This window comes from Streptomyces boninensis, assembly GCF_048572725.1.
GTDB lineage: Bacteria > Actinomycetota > Actinomycetes > Streptomycetales > Streptomycetaceae > Streptomyces > Streptomyces boninensis.
In genome coordinates, this window is sequence record NZ_CP183837.1 from 3,945,948 (window position 1) to 3,962,001 (window position 16,054).

A 16,054-nucleotide genomic window follows, 5' to 3' on the forward strand; every position below is an offset into this window, starting at 1 on the left:
GGCACCTCCCCTTCCGCCCCGGCCTCAGGCCGACGACTTTACGACGCTCCAGCCGCCGTCCACGACCAGGCTGGCGCCGGTGACGTACGACGCCTCCGGCGAGGCGAGGAAGGCGATGGCGGCCGCGACCTCGGCGGGGTCGCCGAGCCGGCCCGCGGCGGTCTGTGCGGCGCTGGCCTTGCGCTCGTCCTCGGGGACGCGGTCCCAGAGCTGGGTGAGTACGGGGCCCGGCAGGACGGTGTTGAAGCGGATGTGCGGGCCGTATTCGACGGCCAGTTGGCCGGCGAGCGAGAGCAGTCCGCCCTTGGCCGCCGCGTACGCCGGGTGGCCGGGGATGCCGGCGTGGGCGTGCACGGAGGAGACGAGGACGACGGCGCCGCCACCAGCGTGCAGGCCCGGGTAGCAGGCGCGGACGCCGAGGTACGCGGCCGTCAGGCCGACGTCGAGCTGCCGCCGCCAGGAGTCGGGGGCCATCTCGTGCGCGGGCGCCAGCTCAACCTTGACGGCGTTGGAGACGAGCACGCCGACCGGGCCGAAGGGCTCCGCGGCGGCGAGGATCCGCTCCCAGCCCGTCTCGGTGCCCACGTCGGCGGCGGCCACGGCCGCCCGGCCGCCGTCCGCGGCGATCTGGTCGGCGACCGCCCCGGCCCGCACGTCGTCGACGTCCGCGAGCACCACCGCCGCCCCCTCCGCGGCGAGCCGGCGCGCGGCGGCGGCGCCGATGCCCGCGGCGGCGCCGGTGACGACGGCGGTACGGCCGGTGAAGCGGCCGCCGGTGAGGGCGTCCAGGGGGTCGGTCATGCGCGGTGCTCCTTCGGGTTGGCGGCGCGGCGGAAGGCGTCGTAGGCGAGCTTGCGGCGGCCGCCGGTGAAGTCCATCAGGCCCATCACCGAGATGCCGTTGTGGTCCTGGTTGTACCCGGCGCGCTGCTTGTAGTCCTTCAGGACCCAGAAGGTGTAGCCGGCCACATAGGCGGCGCGGTCCGTCACCTGCGCCCAGTGTGCGCGCAGGCTCGCGGCCTGCCACCAGGCATAGCCGTCGGTGAAGGCGGTGCCCTTGGCCCAGGCGTCGGGGTCGTCGGCGGCGAAGCCGGGGGTGTCGAGGAGGTCCCAGGTGCCGGGGACGGGGGCGCGGAGCCAGTCGGAGTCGTCGTGATCGGGGCGGTGCCAGCCAGCCGCTTTGCCCGAGTCATCCGGGTCGAAGGCGAAGCGCCAGCGGCCGTCGAGGCGCGCGTACTCCCGGGTCGGCTCGCGGGTGCGCCAGCCGTCGAAGCTCGGCAGCACCTGCCCGTACGCGAAGACGACGCCGGTGCCGCCGACCTGGCGCACATGCGTGCCGGAGGGCTCGGTGTCCGGGTGCGGGTCGAGCACCGGGGCGCCGGCGTCGGCCGCGGCGGCGCGGGGGCCCGCGGCGCGCGCCGGCCAGGCCGGGAGGGCGACGGTCGCGGCTGCCGCGGCGGCGGTCGCGGCGACGACGGCGCGACGGGTCGGGCGAGCGTCAGCGGTCATGGGCAAGAGCCTCGCCCCGGGAAACACCCCTGTCAACAATTATTCATAATTAATTAGTTCTCGGCTACGGTGCGGTGCCATGCTCGCTATCACGCTCTGGGACTTCAGCTGGTACACGCAGGCCGGGCCCGGCGAACCCTTCGAGGACCTCGACCGCGCCTTCGCCGAGACCACCGACCGCGGCTTCGACACCGTGCGCATCTGCGCCATGCCCTTCCTGCTCTTCTCCGGCCGGGTCGCGGACCCGGCCGGCCTCGAAGTCCGCGGCCTGGGCGCGGACTTCGGGCAGCGCACGCGGTGGTACGACGTCCGCGGCGGCTACCGCCTCGACGGCCTGCGCCGCCTCGGCGACCTCTTCCGCGCTGCCGACCGGCACGGCGTGAAGGTGATCGTGTCGTCGTGGGAGTACCAGCAGTCGCCGTGCTTCGTGGACTCCGACCGCTGGCACCGGGCGCTGGCGGAGATACCGGGCCAGGAGCGCGCCGAGGTGATGGCGCGAGCGCTGGCCGACCTGCTCGACCACGTGAAATCGCTCGGCCTCGGGCACACGGTCGCGTACACCGAGGTGCACAACGAGGTCGACAACTGCGAACTGGTCCCCGGCGACCAGAAGGACGGCCACTACGCCCGCCTGCACGGCCCGCTTACCCGCGCCGTCGACCTGCTGCGCACCCGCCACCCGGACCTGCCGGCCACGTACTCGCTCGGCGAACCGTGGCCGCTGGAGCTGTCGGATCTGCCGGACAACGCCCAGATTGCCCACTTCCACTTCTATGCGTACGGGGTGCTGGGCGCCCTCTACGAGGCGGTCGGACTCGGCCACGGCACCGAGGAGCGACCGGAGACGGCGGCCTGGCCGACGCCGGAGCTGACGGCGATGCTGCGGCCGGACGCGCCGGACTTCGCCGACTACCACCCGGATCAGGGGTGGCAGCTGGCGGCCACGGGGATTCCGCGGGAGCTGCTCTACGTCCACGACTGGGTCGATCCGGACGGGTGGGACCTGTGGCTGTACGAGCACTACGCGCTGCACCGCGAGGCGATGCGGCAGACGCTCGCGCTGTGGACGGACGCGGTGGCGGCGCATGCGAAGCGGCTGGGCGTACCGGCTGTGCTCGGCGAGGGGGTCGTCGGCTATACGCCGCGGCTGACCCGCTTCGAGGAGGACGCGGTCGGCAAGGACCTGGCCGAATTCACCGTAAACCGGTGCATCGAGGCCGGCTTCCACGGCGTCGTACTGACCTCCAACGCCGCCCCGCACCACCCGATGTGGCGGACGGACGCGGACTGGATGCGGCAGATGAATGCACGTATCCACAGGGGTTGACCCCCCTGTGGCGCGGCTCATATGGTTCCGAGCACGTTAATTCGTAATTAATGAATTGGCTCAACGGTGAGGCAGATCCATGATCCACTTTGGTGGCGACTACAACCCCGAGCAGTGGCCCGAAGAAGTCTGGGACGAGGACATCCGGCTGATGAAGGAGGCCGGGGTCACCATGGTGACGGCCGGGATCTTCTCCTGGGCGAAGGTCGAACCGCGGTCGGGAGAATACGACTTCGGCTGGTTCGACAAGGTCATGGACCGCCTCGGTGACGCCGGCATCCGCGTCTGCCTCGCCACGATGACGGCGTCCCCGCCGCCGTGGCTGTCCGCCCGGCACCCGGAGATCCTTCCCGAGCTGCGCACGGGCGAGCGGCAGTGGCCCGGCTCCCGGCAGCACTATTGCGCCTCCAGCCCGGTCTACCGCGAGCACGCGGTCCGCCTGGTCACGAAGCTCGCCGAGCGCTATGCGCAGCACCCGGCCCTGGACACGTGGCACATAGGCAATGAGTACGGCTGCTCCAACCCGGTCTGCTATTGCGACGTCTCCGCCGCCGACTTCCGCCGCTGGCTGCGGGAGCGGTACGGCACGGTGGACGCCCTCAATGCCGCCTGGTCGACCGCCTTCTGGTCGCAGCGCTACGACACCTTCGACGAGGTCCAGCCGCCCCGCTCCACCCCGACGCACCCCAACTCGGCGCAGGTCCTGGACTACTACCGCTTCAGCGACGACGCGCTGCTGCAGTGCTACCTGGCGGAGAAGGAGGTGCTGCGCCGGATCACCCCTGACCTGCCGATCACGACGAACCACCTCCCTGTCCACAAGCCGGTGGACCCGTACAACTGGGCCCGGCACGAGGACGTCACGGCGCTGGACTTCTACCAGGAGCCGTACGACAAGGACGCCCACCTCGCGGCCGCCCTCGCCTTCGACGTCACGCGCGGCGCGGGCGGCGGCAAGCCGTGGATGCTGATGGAGCAGGCGCCGAGCGCGGTGAACTGGCGGCACCGCAACTCGCCCAAGCCGCCCGGGAAGATGCGGCTGTGGAGCTGGCAGGCCGTGGCCCAGGGCGCGGACACGGTGCTCTACTTCCAGTGGCGGGCCTCGCGCGGCGGCGCCGAGAAGTTCCACTCGGCGATGCTGCCGCACGCGGGCACGGACACCCGGATCTTCCGCGAGGTCTGCGGCCTGGGGCGGGAGCTGGGCCTGGCCTCGGACATCGCCGGCACGACGGCCACGGCCGAGGTCGCGCTGCTCGCGGACTGGCACAGCTGGTGGGCGCTGGAGCAGGAGTCGCACCCGTCCGGCGACCTCGACTATCACGAGACGCTGCTGCGGCACTACCGCCCGCTCTTCGAGGCCGGGGTGACCTGCGATGTCGTCCCGCCGGACCGGGACCTGTCCGGCTACAAGCTGGTCGTCATACCCAACCTGTACCTGCTGAGCGAGGACACCGCGGCCCGGCTGACGGCGTACGTCCGCGGCGGCGGCCACCTGCTCGTCTCGTACTTCACCGGCATCGTCGACGACTGCGACCGCATCCACCTGGGCGGCTATCCGGCGCCGCTGCGCTCCGCGCTGGGGCTGCGGGTGGAGGAGTTCTGGCCGCTGGCCGAGGACCAGACGCTGCCGGTCACCGGTGGGCTCCCCGGCACGGGCGACCTGTGGTCGGAGGCGATCGACCTGGAGGGAGCCGAATCCATCGCGGAGTTCGGCGCCGGCGAGCTGGCGGGCCGCCCCGCGGTGACCCGGCATGCCTACGGCGACGGCGTCGCCTGGTACGCGGGCACCCGCCTGGACGCGGCGTCGATGCGCGTGCTGGTCGACCGCGTGCGGGAGGGCGCGGGCGCCGCGCCGGCGATACCGAACCTGCCGGAGGGGGTGCAGGCCGCTCGCCGCGGAGGAGATGGCGGGCGGTACCTGTTCCTGCTGAACCACGGGGAGTCGGCGGTGGAGATACCGCTGCCGGAGCCGGGTCGTGACGTGCTGCAGGGCGGAGACCCGGTCCGGTCCGTTGACCTGCCCGCGCGGGGCGTCGCCGTACTGAAGCACTGAGTCGAGCCACTGAGACAAACGCAACCAATTCCAAGCCCGTCCGGCGTTTGAGGACGAGCGCCGCCAGGCGCGATAACCCCGAGCGCAACCGCCGGAGGCAATCCGCACCTGACAAGGAGGTCAGATGCAGACCCGTCGAAAGCTCCTGGCGTGGGGCGCGGCCGCGGCAGCGGCCCCCGCGCTGGCGGCCTGCGGTGAGCAAGCCGGCGCCGCCCGGATGACATCGCAGGCCAAGACCCGGCCCGGCCAGAAGGTCAGTCTGATCCTCTGGACCTGGGTCCCGCTCCAGAAGGCCGTCGCGCTCTGGAACAAGAAGAACCCGGACATCCAGGTCACGGTCCAGATCATCCCGGCCAACACCAACGGCGGCTACCAGAAGATGCACGCCGCCCTGAAGGCCGGCGACCCCCCGGACCTGGCGCAGGTCGAGTACTACGCACTGCCGGAGTTCATGCTTTCCAACGGCCTGACCGACCTGTCGAAGTACGGGGCGGACAAGCTCAAGGACCAGTACGTCGACTGGCAGTGGAAGCAGGGCGTCTTCGGCGGCCGGCAGCACCACATACCGCAGGCCTCGGGCCCGATGGGCCTCTTCTACCGCAAGGATCTCCTGGAGAAGTGGGACATCGAGGTCCCGAAGACCTGGGACCAGTACCGGGCCATGGCGCTGAAGATCAAGAAGCGCTCCGGCGGCTCGGTCGCCACCGCCTTCCCGCCCCGCAACGCCCAGTGGTTCGCGTCCTACCCGTGGCAGCGGGGCGCCCACTGGGTGCGCGCCGAGGACGACACCTGGGTCGTCGACCTCACCAGCAAGGAGTCGATGGAAGTCGCCGACTTCTGGAACGGGATGCTGAAGGACGGCCTGGTCGCGCCGATGCAGGACTCGCAGAGCGCCTTCTTCAAGGGCATCCAGACCGGGCAGCTGGCCACCTGGCCGGGCGCCCAGTGGTGGGACGCGCTCATCCGCGGCAACGCCCCCGGCACCAAGGGCAAGTGGCGCGTCGCCGAGCTCCCGCAGTGGAACGAGGGCGAGCACAAGGCGTCCAATTGGGGCGGCTCCTCCACGGTGATCATGCAGGGCTCCCGGCACCCGGTCGAGGCGCTGAAGTTCGCGCACTGGCTGAACAGCGCCCCGGAGTCGATCGAGCTGCTGGTCCAGGCCGGGTACGGCTGGCCGGGCGCCAAGCTCGACCTGCCCAATTCGCCGCTGGGCAAGCCCGACCCGTTCTTCGGCGGCCAGCGCTACAACGAAATCTTCCAGATGGCCGACGAGAACGTGGACACCAGCTGGCGATGGTCCCCCACCACCATCCAGTCCTTCGCCCACATCGAGGACAACATCGGCCGGGCCATCGCGGGCAAGGGCACCGTCCAGGACGCCCTGCGGACGGCGCAGGGCATGTTCGTCGACGACCTGAAGGCCAAGGGGCTGAAGGCGAGGAGCGCATCGTGACCACCCCGGTGAAGGCGGCGAAGCCGCCGCGCAAGTCCCGCCCCGACCGCAAGGCATGGGGCTTCCTGGCCCCCTTCCTCGCGGTCTATCTCTTCGCGATGATCCTGCCGATCTTCTATGCGATCTACCAGTCGCTGCTGAAGGTAGAGCGATCGGGCCCGCTGGGCCTCGGCGAGCCCAAGGTCGTCTTCGGTGGCCTGGAGAACTACTCCCTCGCCCTGCAGCAGACCACCTTCCTCGAAGGCTTCGGCCGGGTGCTGCTCTTCGGCATCGTCCAGGTGCCGCTGATGCTGCTGCTCGCGCTGACCCTGGCGCTGCTGCTCGACCAGGTGTCGAACCGCTGGGCCGGCCTGATGCGGGCCACCTACTTCCTCCCGTACGGCATCCCGGGCGTCATCGCGACGATCCTCTGGGGATTCCTGTACGTGCCCGGGGTCAGCCCGATCACCGACATCCTCGGCAAGATGGGCTTCCAGCCGGACTTCCTCGGCTACGACAGCGTGCTGTGGTCGATCGCGAACGTCGTGATCTGGGAGTTCGCCGGCTACAACATGCTGATCATCGTCGCCCAGCTGAAGTCGATCCCGACCGAGCTCTACGAGGCCGCGAAGATCGACGGCGCCGGGCCGTGGCAGACGGCGCTCCGTATCAAGATCCCGCTGGTGCGTCCGGCGCTGGTCCTGACCTGCGTATTCTCCATCATCGGCACGATGCAGCTGTTCGCCGAGCCGCTGGTGCTGCGCAAGCTCGCCCCCGCGGTCACCAACGACTACACGCCGAACCTCAGCGCGTACAACGACGCCTTCGCCAACGCCAACGTCTACCTGGCCGCCGCGAAGTCGGTGATCCTCGCCGTCGTCGCGATGGTCCTGTCGTTCGGCTTCCTCTCCCTCGTCAACCGCAAGCAAAGGAGCGAGCGGTGAGCGCCACCACGACCAAGCCCTCCGCCGCGGAGCAGGATGCGCCCGCGCGGCCCGCAAAGACCGCGAAGGCGCCGAGCGCACTGCGCCCCGGCCGCATCATCCTCGTCGCGGTGCTCACCGTCGCCGCGCTGTACTTCCTGCTGCCGGTCTACTGGCTGATCATCGCGGCCACAAAGTCGAATTCCTCCCTCTACGGCTCCTTCGGCCTCTGGTTCGACGCCCCGCAGCTGTGGGACAACCTCGGGAAGGTCTTCAGCTACGACAACCACGTCTACCTGCAGTGGGCGCTGAACTCGCTGCTGTACGCGGGCGTCGGCGCGGTGCTGGCCACGCTGCTGTCGGCCGCCGCCGGGTTCGCGATAGCCAAGTACCGGTTCGGCGGCCGGGAGGCGGTCTTCAAGTTCGTCCTCGCCGGGGTGCTGCTGCCGTCCACGGCGCTCGCGCTGCCGCTGTACCTGATGTTCAGCAAGCTCGGCCTGACGAACACATACTGGGCGGTGCTGATCCCGTCGATCGTCAGCCCCTTCGGCGTGTACCTGTGCCGCATCTACGCGGAATCGGCGGTGCCGGACACGGTCCTGGAAGCGGCCCGGGTGGACGGCGCGAAGGAGGGCCGGATCTTCTTCACCCTCGTCCTGCGGATGATGACGCCGGCGCTGGTGACCGTCTTCCTTTTCCAGTTCGTGCACATCTGGAACAACTACTTCCTGCCGCTGGTGATGCTCTCCGACGACCGGAAGTACCCGATCACGCTGGGCCTGGTCACCTGGAAGGAAGCGGCCGACCGGGTCCCCGAGCTCACCCAGTACACGATCGGCGGCGCATTCGTCTCCGTCATCCCCCTCGCCATCGCGATGCTCGTCCTCCAGCGTTTCTGGCAGACGGGCCTGACCGAAGGCTCTGTGAAGGAGTAATCCCCCTTGAAGATCACCCGCGTCGAGACCTTCGCCGTGCCGCCGCGCTGGCTGATGTGCCGCATCGAGACGGACGACGGCCTCGTCGGCTGGGGCGAGCCGGTCGTGGAGGGCAGGGCGGACACCGTCCGCACCGCCGTCCACGAGCTCGCCGAACAGTTCCTCGTGGGCGCCGACCCGCTGCGCATCGAGGACCACTGGCAGCTGATGACCAAGGGCTCGTTCTACCGCGGCGGCCCGGTGCTGTCGTCGGCCGTGGCCGGGCTGGACCAGGCGCTGTGGGACATCGCGGGCAAGGCGTACGGCGCCCCGGTCCACCAACTCCTCGGCGGCCCGGTCCGCGACCGCGCCCGCGCGTACTGCTGGGTGGGCGGCGACGAGCCGTCAGAGATACGCGACCAGGTCGCCGCCCAGGTCGAGGCGGGCTTCACGGCCGTCAAGATGAACGGCTCCGGCCGGATGGCCCGCCTCCCGAACGTGGCCGACCTGAACGAGGTCGCCTCGCGGGCCGAGGCCGCCCGCGAGGCGCTCGGCCCGGACGGCGACTTCGCGGTCGACTTCCACGGCCGCTTCTCGGTGGCGGGGGCGAGGAAGGCGGTGAAGGTGCTGGAGCCGTACGCCCCGATGTTCGTAGAGGAGCCGGTGCTCCCGGAGTACACCCACCTGATCGGGCACGTGGTCGACGCGACAACGTTGCCGATCGCCACGGGCGAGCGGCTCTTCTCCCGTACGGAGGCGCTGCCGGCGCTGAACGCGGGCATAGCTGTGCTGCAGCCGGACCTGTCCCACGCGGGCGGCATCTCGGAGTCCCGCCGCATCGCGTCGCTGGCCGAGGCGTACGACGTGGCAATAGCCCCGCACTGCCCACTGGGCCCGCTGGCCCTGGCCGCCAGCCTGCAACTGGCCTTCTGCACCCCGAATTTCCTGATCCAGGAGCAGTCGATCGGCATCCACTACAACACCGGCGCCGAGCTGCTGGACTACGTGGCCGACCCGGAGGTCTTCCGCTTCCACGACGGGCATTTTCTGCGGCCGACCGCACCGGGACTGGGCGTGGAAATCGACGAAAAGGCAGTACGGCGGGCGGACGGCTCGGCGGAAAGCTGGCACAACCCGGTGTGGCGGCACGGGGACGGGTCATTCGCGGAATGGTGATCTTCCCCGAGCTAGACCCGCGACCCCGCCGCCACCGGCTCCCCCAAGTCCACCGGCCCCACCCCGGCCCGGCGGGCCAAGGCCACGGCCGCCAGCGTGGAGTGCACGCCCAGCTTCCCCAGGACGTTCTGCATGTGGGTACGCACCGTGTGCGGCGACAGGTACAGGCGCTCGGCCACAGCCTTGCGCCCCAGCCCCGCGACCATGCACCGCAGGACCTCCCGCTCCCTCGGCGTGAGCGACTCCACCAGCTGCTCGCTCTCGGTGCGGTGCTTACGGGCCGCCGTCAGCTCGCGCAGCACGCCCGTCAGCAGGGCCGGCGGGAGGTGGGTCTCGTCCCGTAACACGCCGCGGATTACGGCCAGGAGGCGCTGCAGGGAGCAGTCCTTCGCGACCCAGCCCGAGGCGCCGGCCTGCAGGGCGGTGGCGGCGCGGCGGGGGTCGTCGCGTTCGGCGAGGACGACGACGCGGGTGCCGGGGTGGCCGGAGCGGGACCTGGCCACGAGGGAGATGCCGGCCGCCGGACCGCTCTCGGGGGAGCCGTTCGCGGCCGTCTTCAGGTGCGGCGAAAGCTGCTGTTCGCCGGCGCCGAGGTCGGCGTCGGCGAGGAGGACGTCGAAGCGGCGGCCCTCGTTGGCCGCGCGGTCCAGGCAGCGCAGGGCGGCAGGGCCGCTGCCTACGGCGGTGACATCCACGTCCGGCTCCGCGGCCAGCGCGGCCGCGAGCGACTCGGCGAATATCCGGTGGTCGTCCACTACGAGTACCCGGATTCTGACCATGTCACCTTCCCCCTGTGGCGTTCAGGGCCGCCAGGCCGTGGGCACGGCGCCCGCGGCGGGATACGACGGGAGCTACGGCCGCCGCCGCGCTCTCACTGCTACCCCACCCCGGGCGTCGTACCGCACTTATCTCGCCCCCTGATCGGCACCGGCCCCCACCGGTGCGCTGGTAGCAGCGTAAAGCCCTGGGGGCGGTTGGGAAGGCGCTTGACCAAAGTCGTTTGGCTCCGGGATTGCCCGTTCGGCGCCTTGCGCAAAGGCCGCGGCCGCCGTACGAGTACGGCGGCCGCGGCCTTTCTGTGGAACTGCTCGGTGAATCCCGGTGCCTTCAGTGCACGTCCGGGCGCTCGGCCGCGGCCGCCAGTTCCTCCGCCGACGGCGGCACCACGGGGCGGAAGTGCTGCCAGAGCAGGAAGAACAGGCCGAGCAGCAGCATGGCCAGGCCGGTCCACAGGTTGATGTTGATGTCCTGCGACTTCTTCATGTCGGCGTCGGACGGGCTGATGCCCATGGCGCCGACGATGATGCCGTATACGACGAAGAGGCCGCCGATGATCCGCCGGAGGTCGAAGAGACGCGCCGCCGTGGCCGACTGGCGCTCCAGCTCCTCGACCTCCAGGGCTGCCTGGACTGCGGAGGTGTCAGCACCCTCGGGGTGCTGCGGGTCCGTGTTGCTCATGATTGACGCTTCCTTCGGTCAGCGCTGTCAGAAGGAGAAGGGGATGTAGCAGATGGCGGCGAGGATGACCGCGCCCCAGCCGAGCAGGGCCGGCTTGCGGTACCAGGCGTCGTCGCCCTCGGCCGGCGGCTCCTCCATGCCGGGGGACTTGGTGCCGTAGACCAGGCCCTGCAGCTCCGAAACGGGCTTGGACTTGGTGACCATCGTGACGATGAACATCACCACCGCGCCGACGACGAAGGCGACGATCGATGAGACGAAGTTGGCGCCCTGGTCCGAGGGGATCGAGATGACGCCCTGCTTGTAGAACCAGAAGTAGTTGATCATCGCGGCCAGGGTGCCGGACAGCAGCCCCCAGAAGCCGGCCGCGGGCGTGGTCCGCTTCCAGAACATGCCGATGATGAACACCACGAACAGCGGGACGTTGAAGAACGAGAACAGCGTCTGCAGGTAGTTCATGATGTTGCTGAAGCTGCCGGCGATGAACGCCGTGCCCATGCCGATGAATACGCCGACCGCGGTGATGACGCGGCCGATCTGCAGGTAGTGCTGGTCGCTCTGGCCCTTCTTGACGTACGCGGCCCAGATGTCGTTGGTGAAGACCGTGTTGAAGGACGAGACGTTCGCGGCCATACCGGCCATGAACGCCGCCAGCAGACCGGTCACCGCGATGCCGAGGACGCCGTTGGGCAGCAGGTCGCGCATCAGGACCGGGATGGCGTCGTTGTACTGCAGGCCGCTGTCGGTCTTGCCGAGCGTGGGCTCCATGACCAGGGCGATCAGGCCGGGGAGCACGACGACCAGCGGGATGAGGATCTTCGGGAACGCGGCGATCAGCGGGGTGCGCTTGGCGGCGGAGAGGTTCTTCGCGGAGAGCGCGCGCTGCACCTCGGCGAAGTTCGTCGTCCAGTAGCCGAAGGACATCACGAAGCCGAGGCCGAGGACGATCGTCAGCCAGTTGGCACCGAGCGGGTTGGGGTCGCCGATGCCGGTGCCGTCCCAGGCGGTCAGGAAGTCCTGGCCCTTTGACTGGGTCAGCGAGTCCGTGATGCCGTCCCAGCCGCCGACGCGCTTGAGGCCGACGATGGTCAGCGGGATGAGCGCGGCGAGGATGACGAAGAACTGCAGCACCTCGTTGTAGATCGCCGAGGAGAGGCCGCCGATGGTGATGTACACGAGCACGAACAGGCCGGCGATGACGATCGCCACCCACTGCGGCCAGCCGAGCAGCGCCTGCAGCACCAGGGCCATCGCGTAGAGGTTGACGCCCGCGATCAGCACCGAGGACACGGCGAAGATGATCGAGGACAGCAGGTGCGAGGACGGCCCGAAGCGGTGGAGCAGGAACTCCGGGACCGAGCGCACCTTGCTGGAGTAGTAGAAGGGCATCATGACCAAGCCGAGGAAGACCATGGCCGGGATGGCGCCGATCCAGTACCAGTGCACGGTGTAGACGCCGTATTGCGCGCCGTTGGCGGCCATGCCCAGGATCTCGGTCGCGCCGAGGTTGGCGGCGACGAAGGCGATGCCGGTGATCCAGGCCGGCAGGGAGCGGCCCGAGAGGAAGAAGTCGAGGCTGGTCTTGACGCTTCGCCGGGCCATGAAGCCGATGCCCAGGACGACTACGAAGTACAGCGCGAGGATCAGGTAATCGAGGCCGTTGGTGGGGAGCCTCAGCTCCGCGGCCGCTAGGTAGTGCATGTGCTGTCCCGCTTCATTGCGTGGTGTGTTCAGGGCTTGAAGCTAACTCGCGCCGTTCAAATGCGAAAGTTTTTGTTGATGTTCTTTGTGCGACCGTGATTATCCACTAAGTTTTGTCCGTTTTGCGGTATTTGTTGACCGCAGAATCCGACCATTGACGCGGACTGTTGACTTGTGGTTCATTGTGTTCGATTGTGTTTGAACGAGGGTGAGGCTTCAGTGAAGAAGACCCAGGTCAGGCTGGCCGACGGCCGCGAGCTGATCTATTACGACTCCCGCGACGACGCCGTACGCGACGCGGCGGACGAGCGCCCGCTCGACCGCACGTCCACCGCCTCGGAGGCCCGCTTCGACCCGCTCCTCGGCGAATGGATCGTGATCGCCTCGCACCGCCAGGGCCGCACCTACCTGCCGCCCGCGGACGAGTGCCCGCTCTGCCCCTCGCGCGACGGCCGGCACAGCGAGATCCCCGCGCCCGACTACGAGGTCGCCGTCTTCGAGAACCGCTTCCCCTCCCTCACCGGCGACCCCGGACCGCAGACCGGCGAGCCCCCGTTCGTACGGGCCCCGGGCGCCGGCCGCTGCGAGGTCGTCTGCTTCACCTCGGACCACGACAAGTCCTTCGCCGACCTCACCGAGGACCAGGCCCGCCTGGTCCTCGACGCCTGGACCGACCGCACGGCGGAGCTGCACGCCCTCCCCGGCGTCGAGCAGGTCTTCTGCTTCGAGAACCGCGGCAAGGAGATCGGCGTCACCCTCGGCCACCCGCACGGCCAGATCTACGCGTACCCCTTCACCACCCCGCGTACCGACCGCATGCTCCGCTCCGTACGCGAGCACAAGGCAGCAGGCGGCGGGAACCTCTTCGACGAGGTGGTCGCGGCCGAACAGGCCGCAGGCGACCGTGTCGTCCTGGACGCCGAGCACTGGACGGCCTTCGTCCCGCACGCCGCCCACTGGCCGTACGAGGTGCACCTCTACCCGAAGCGGCGGGTCCCCGACCTGGTGGCGCTCCCCGAGGCGGCCAGGGCGGAGTTCGGCGCCGTCTACCTGGAGCTGCTGCGCCGCTTCGACCGCATCTTCGGCCCGGATGAGCCGCCCACGCCGTACATCGCCGCCTGGCATCAGGCGCCGGTACGGGCGCCGGAGCGCGAGGACTTCGCGCTGCATCTCGAGCTGTTCACCATCCGTCGCACCGCAGGCAAGCTCAAGTTCCTCGCGGGTTCCGAGTCGGCGATGGATGTTTTCATCAACGATGTGCCGCCGGAGCAGGCGGCCGCACGACTGCGAGAGGTGGCAAGCCGGTGAGCACGAAGAAGTACCTGGTGACAGGCGGGGCAGGCTATGTGGGATCGGTGGTCGCCCAGCATCTTCTGGAGGCCGGCCACCAGGTGACCGTCGTCGACGACCTGTCCACCGGCTTCGCCCAAGGCGTCCCGGACGGGGCGGAGTTCATCGAGGGTCGTGTTCAAGACCTGAACAAATACCTGGACTCCTCGTACGAGGGTGTCCTCCACTTCGCCGCCTGCTCGCAGGTCGGCGAATCGGTCGTGAACCCGGAGAAGTACTGGCGCAACAACGTCGGCGGCACCATCGAGCTGATCGCCGCGATGCGCGAGGCGGGCGTCAAGAAGCTGGTCTTCTCGTCCACGGCCGCGACCTACGGCGAGCCGACCACGGTCCCGATCCCGGAGTCGGCGCCCACCGCCCCCACCAACCCGTACGGCGCCTCGAAGCTCGCCGTCGACCACATGATCACCGGCGAGTGCGCGGCGCACGGCCTGGCCGCCGCCTCCCTCCGCTACTTCAACGTGGCGGGCGCGTACAACGGCTACGGCGAGCGCCACGACCCGGAATCGCACCTCATCCCGCTGATCCTCCAGGTCGCCCAGGGCAAGCGCGCCGCGATCTCGGTCTTCGGCGACGACTACCCCACCCCCGACGGCACCTGCATCCGCGACTACATCCACGTCGCCGACCTCGCCGAGGCCCACCTCCTGGCCCTCGACGCCGCCCAGCCGGGCGAGCACCTCATCTGCAACCTCGGCAACGGCAACGGCTTCTCGGTCCGCGAGGTCATCGAAACCGTCCGCAAGGTGACCGGCCACCCCATCCCGGAGGCCGCGGCCCCCCGCCGCGGCGGCGACCCGGCGGTCCTGGTGGCCTCCGCCGAGACCGCGAAGGACAAGCTGGGCTGGCGCCCGAGCCGCGCCGACCTGGCCGGAATCGTCAAGGACGCCTGGGAGTTCACGCAGAGCCTGGAGGCCACCAAGTGACCGAACGCAACGCAGCCCACACCGCCGACCACAGCGCAGACCACACCGCCGCGGCCTTCCGCGACCTCTTCGGCGGCGACCAGGACGGCGTCTGGGCCGCCCCCGGCCGCGTCAACCTGATCGGCGAGCACACCGACTACAACGACGGCTTCGTCATGCCGCTCGCCCTCCCCCACACCACCATCGCCGCCGCCCGCCGCCGCGACGACGGCGTGCTGCGCATCCACTCCGGCGCGGCGCCGACGGGCGTCGTGGAGCTCCGCGTGGCGGACCTCGACCCGGTGACGGGGGGCGGCGACCGCGGCGGCTGGGCCGCGTACCCGACGGGCGTGCTCTGGGCGCTGCGCCGCGCAGGCCTGGAGGCCGGCGGCGCCGACATCCACTACGAAAGCAATGTGCCGACGGGCGCCGGCCTCTCCTCCTCCGCCGCCCTGGAGGTGGCGACGGCCCTCGCCCTGAGCGACCTCTACGACCTGGGCCTCAGCAAGGAGCAGATCGCCCGCTACTGCCAGCAGGCGGAGAACGACTTCGTCGGCGTCCCCAGCGGCATCATGGACCAGATGGCCTCGGCCTGCTGCACCGAGGGCCACGCCCTCTACCTCGACACCCGCGACCTCACGCAGCGCCAGGTACCCCTCGACCTGGCCGCCGAAGGCCTCCGCCTGCTCGTGGTCGACACCCAGGTCAAGCACGCCCTCGGCGACGGCGAATACGCCAAGCGCCGCGCCGGCTGCGAGTCCGCCGCGCGCCAGCTGGGCGTACGGGCGCTGCGCGACGTCCCCTTCGAGGGCTACGAGGACCGCCTCACCGCGATCGCCGACCCCGGCGAGCGAGCACTGGCCCGCCACGTCATCACGGAAGACCGCCGCGTCGAAGAGGCCATCCGCCTCCTGGACGCAGGCCGCATCCGCGACATCGGCCCGGTCCTCGTAGCCGGCCACGAGTCGCTGCGCGACGACTTCAAGGTCTCCTGCGAAGAACTCGACGTGGTGGTCGCAACGGCGGTCGAGGCCGGCGCCCTCGGTGCGCGGATGACGGGCGGTGGCTTCGGCGGCTCCGCAATCGTCCTAGTCGAGGACACCGCGGCCGACCAGGTGGAGAAGGCAGTCCGCGAGTCCTTCGCATCCGCAGGCTTCCGCGCCCCGCGAGTCTTCACAGCAGTGCCGAGCGCAGGAGCCCGCAAGGTCTGACTGGATCCATCCCTCCGGGAGGAGGGCAGAGTGGAGCGACGCAGCCGAAAAAGTCTTAGCGAAGCGGACTTTTTCGGTTGTGTCGCGGAACTCTGC

General features: G+C 69.9%; 14 protein-coding genes. 9 read left to right on the forward strand and 5 right to left on the reverse strand.

Features of this window, described 5'->3' with window-relative positions; genetic code table 11:
- Positions 1–24 precede the first annotated feature (24 nt).
- Both ACNNMR_RS17860 and ACNNMR_RS17865 read right to left on the reverse strand, forming a co-directional pair.
- Positions 25–801, reverse strand: a complete 777-nt coding sequence (locus ACNNMR_RS17860) for an SDR family NAD(P)-dependent oxidoreductase (RefSeq protein ID WP_419995613.1) — start codon at positions 799–801, stop codon at positions 25–27.
- Positions 798–1,508, reverse strand: a complete 711-nt coding sequence (locus ACNNMR_RS17865) for a hypothetical protein (RefSeq protein ID WP_419995614.1) — start codon at positions 1,506–1,508, stop codon at positions 798–800. The genes ACNNMR_RS17860 and ACNNMR_RS17865 overlap by 4 nt, the downstream gene beginning before the upstream one ends.
- A 79-nt stretch (positions 1,509–1,587) precedes the next feature.
- On the opposite strand from ACNNMR_RS17865, the gene ACNNMR_RS17870 reads away from it, so the two are divergent.
- The 6 genes from ACNNMR_RS17870 (at position 1,588) to dgoD (ending at position 9,333) form a co-directional block, all read left to right on the forward strand.
- Entirely contained in the window at positions 1,588–2,835 is a 1,248-nt protein-coding gene (locus tag ACNNMR_RS17870; protein WP_419995615.1) for a cellulase-like family protein, read from the forward strand.
- Positions 2,836–2,914: 79 nt separating this feature from the next.
- Complete coding sequence (locus ACNNMR_RS17875; RefSeq protein ID WP_419995616.1) at positions 2,915–4,888, forward strand: beta-galactosidase; 1,974 nt, start codon at positions 2,915–2,917, stop codon at positions 4,886–4,888.
- 124 nt (positions 4,889–5,012) lie between these two features.
- Complete coding sequence (locus tag ACNNMR_RS17880; RefSeq protein ID WP_419995617.1) at positions 5,013–6,341, forward strand: ABC transporter substrate-binding protein; 1,329 nt, start codon at positions 5,013–5,015, stop codon at positions 6,339–6,341.
- The gene (locus tag ACNNMR_RS17885; protein WP_419995618.1) at positions 6,338–7,264 is read left to right on the forward strand and encodes a carbohydrate ABC transporter permease; all 927 of its coding nucleotides are present in this window, start codon (positions 6,338–6,340) and stop codon (positions 7,262–7,264) included. The genes ACNNMR_RS17880 and ACNNMR_RS17885 overlap by 4 nt, the downstream gene beginning before the upstream one ends.
- Positions 7,261–8,178 (forward strand): carbohydrate ABC transporter permease, encoded by a 918-nt coding sequence (locus ACNNMR_RS17890; protein ID WP_419995619.1) that lies wholly within the window; start codon positions 7,261–7,263, stop codon positions 8,176–8,178. The genes ACNNMR_RS17885 and ACNNMR_RS17890 overlap by 4 nt, the downstream gene beginning before the upstream one ends.
- A 6-nt stretch (positions 8,179–8,184) precedes the next feature.
- Entirely contained in the window at positions 8,185–9,333 is a 1,149-nt protein-coding gene (gene dgoD, locus ACNNMR_RS17895) for a galactonate dehydratase (RefSeq protein WP_419995620.1), read from the forward strand.
- Between the two features lie 11 nt (positions 9,334–9,344).
- On the opposite strand, the gene ACNNMR_RS17900 is transcribed toward dgoD, so the two are convergent.
- The 3 genes from ACNNMR_RS17900 to ACNNMR_RS17910 all read right to left on the reverse strand — a co-directional run bounded on the left by ACNNMR_RS17900 (position 9,345) and on the right by ACNNMR_RS17910 (position 12,492).
- Positions 9,345–10,112, reverse strand: coding sequence for a LuxR C-terminal-related transcriptional regulator (locus ACNNMR_RS17900; protein WP_419995621.1), 768 nt, complete (start codon positions 10,110–10,112; stop codon positions 9,345–9,347).
- Between the two features lie 328 nt (positions 10,113–10,440).
- A complete protein-coding gene (locus ACNNMR_RS17905; RefSeq protein ID WP_419995622.1) occupies positions 10,441–10,791 on the reverse strand; it encodes a hypothetical protein in 351 nt (116 codons plus the stop codon).
- A gap of 27 nt (positions 10,792–10,818) precedes the next feature.
- Positions 10,819–12,492: a sodium:solute symporter family protein gene (locus ACNNMR_RS17910; RefSeq protein ID WP_419995623.1), complete on the reverse strand. Its 1,674-nt coding sequence runs from the start codon at positions 12,490–12,492 to the stop codon at positions 10,819–10,821.
- A 219-nt stretch (positions 12,493–12,711) separates the two neighbouring features.
- Here ACNNMR_RS17910 and galT point away from each other — a divergent pair, with 219 nt between their 5' ends.
- The 3 genes from galT to galK are packed head-to-tail and all read left to right on the forward strand — an operon-like array spanning position 12,712 to position 15,958.
- On the forward strand, positions 12,712–13,800 hold the full coding sequence (gene galT, locus ACNNMR_RS17915) for a galactose-1-phosphate uridylyltransferase (protein ID WP_419995624.1): 1,089 nt from the start codon (positions 12,712–12,714) through the stop codon (positions 13,798–13,800).
- Positions 13,797–14,768, forward strand: coding sequence for a UDP-glucose 4-epimerase GalE (gene galE / locus ACNNMR_RS17920; RefSeq protein ID WP_419995625.1), 972 nt, complete (start codon positions 13,797–13,799; stop codon positions 14,766–14,768). Before galT ends, galE begins: the two co-directional genes overlap by 4 nt.
- Positions 14,765–15,958, forward strand: coding sequence for a galactokinase (galK, locus tag ACNNMR_RS17925; RefSeq protein WP_419995626.1), 1,194 nt, complete (start codon positions 14,765–14,767; stop codon positions 15,956–15,958). The genes galE and galK overlap by 4 nt, the downstream gene beginning before the upstream one ends.
- Positions 15,959–16,054 lie beyond the last annotated feature (96 nt).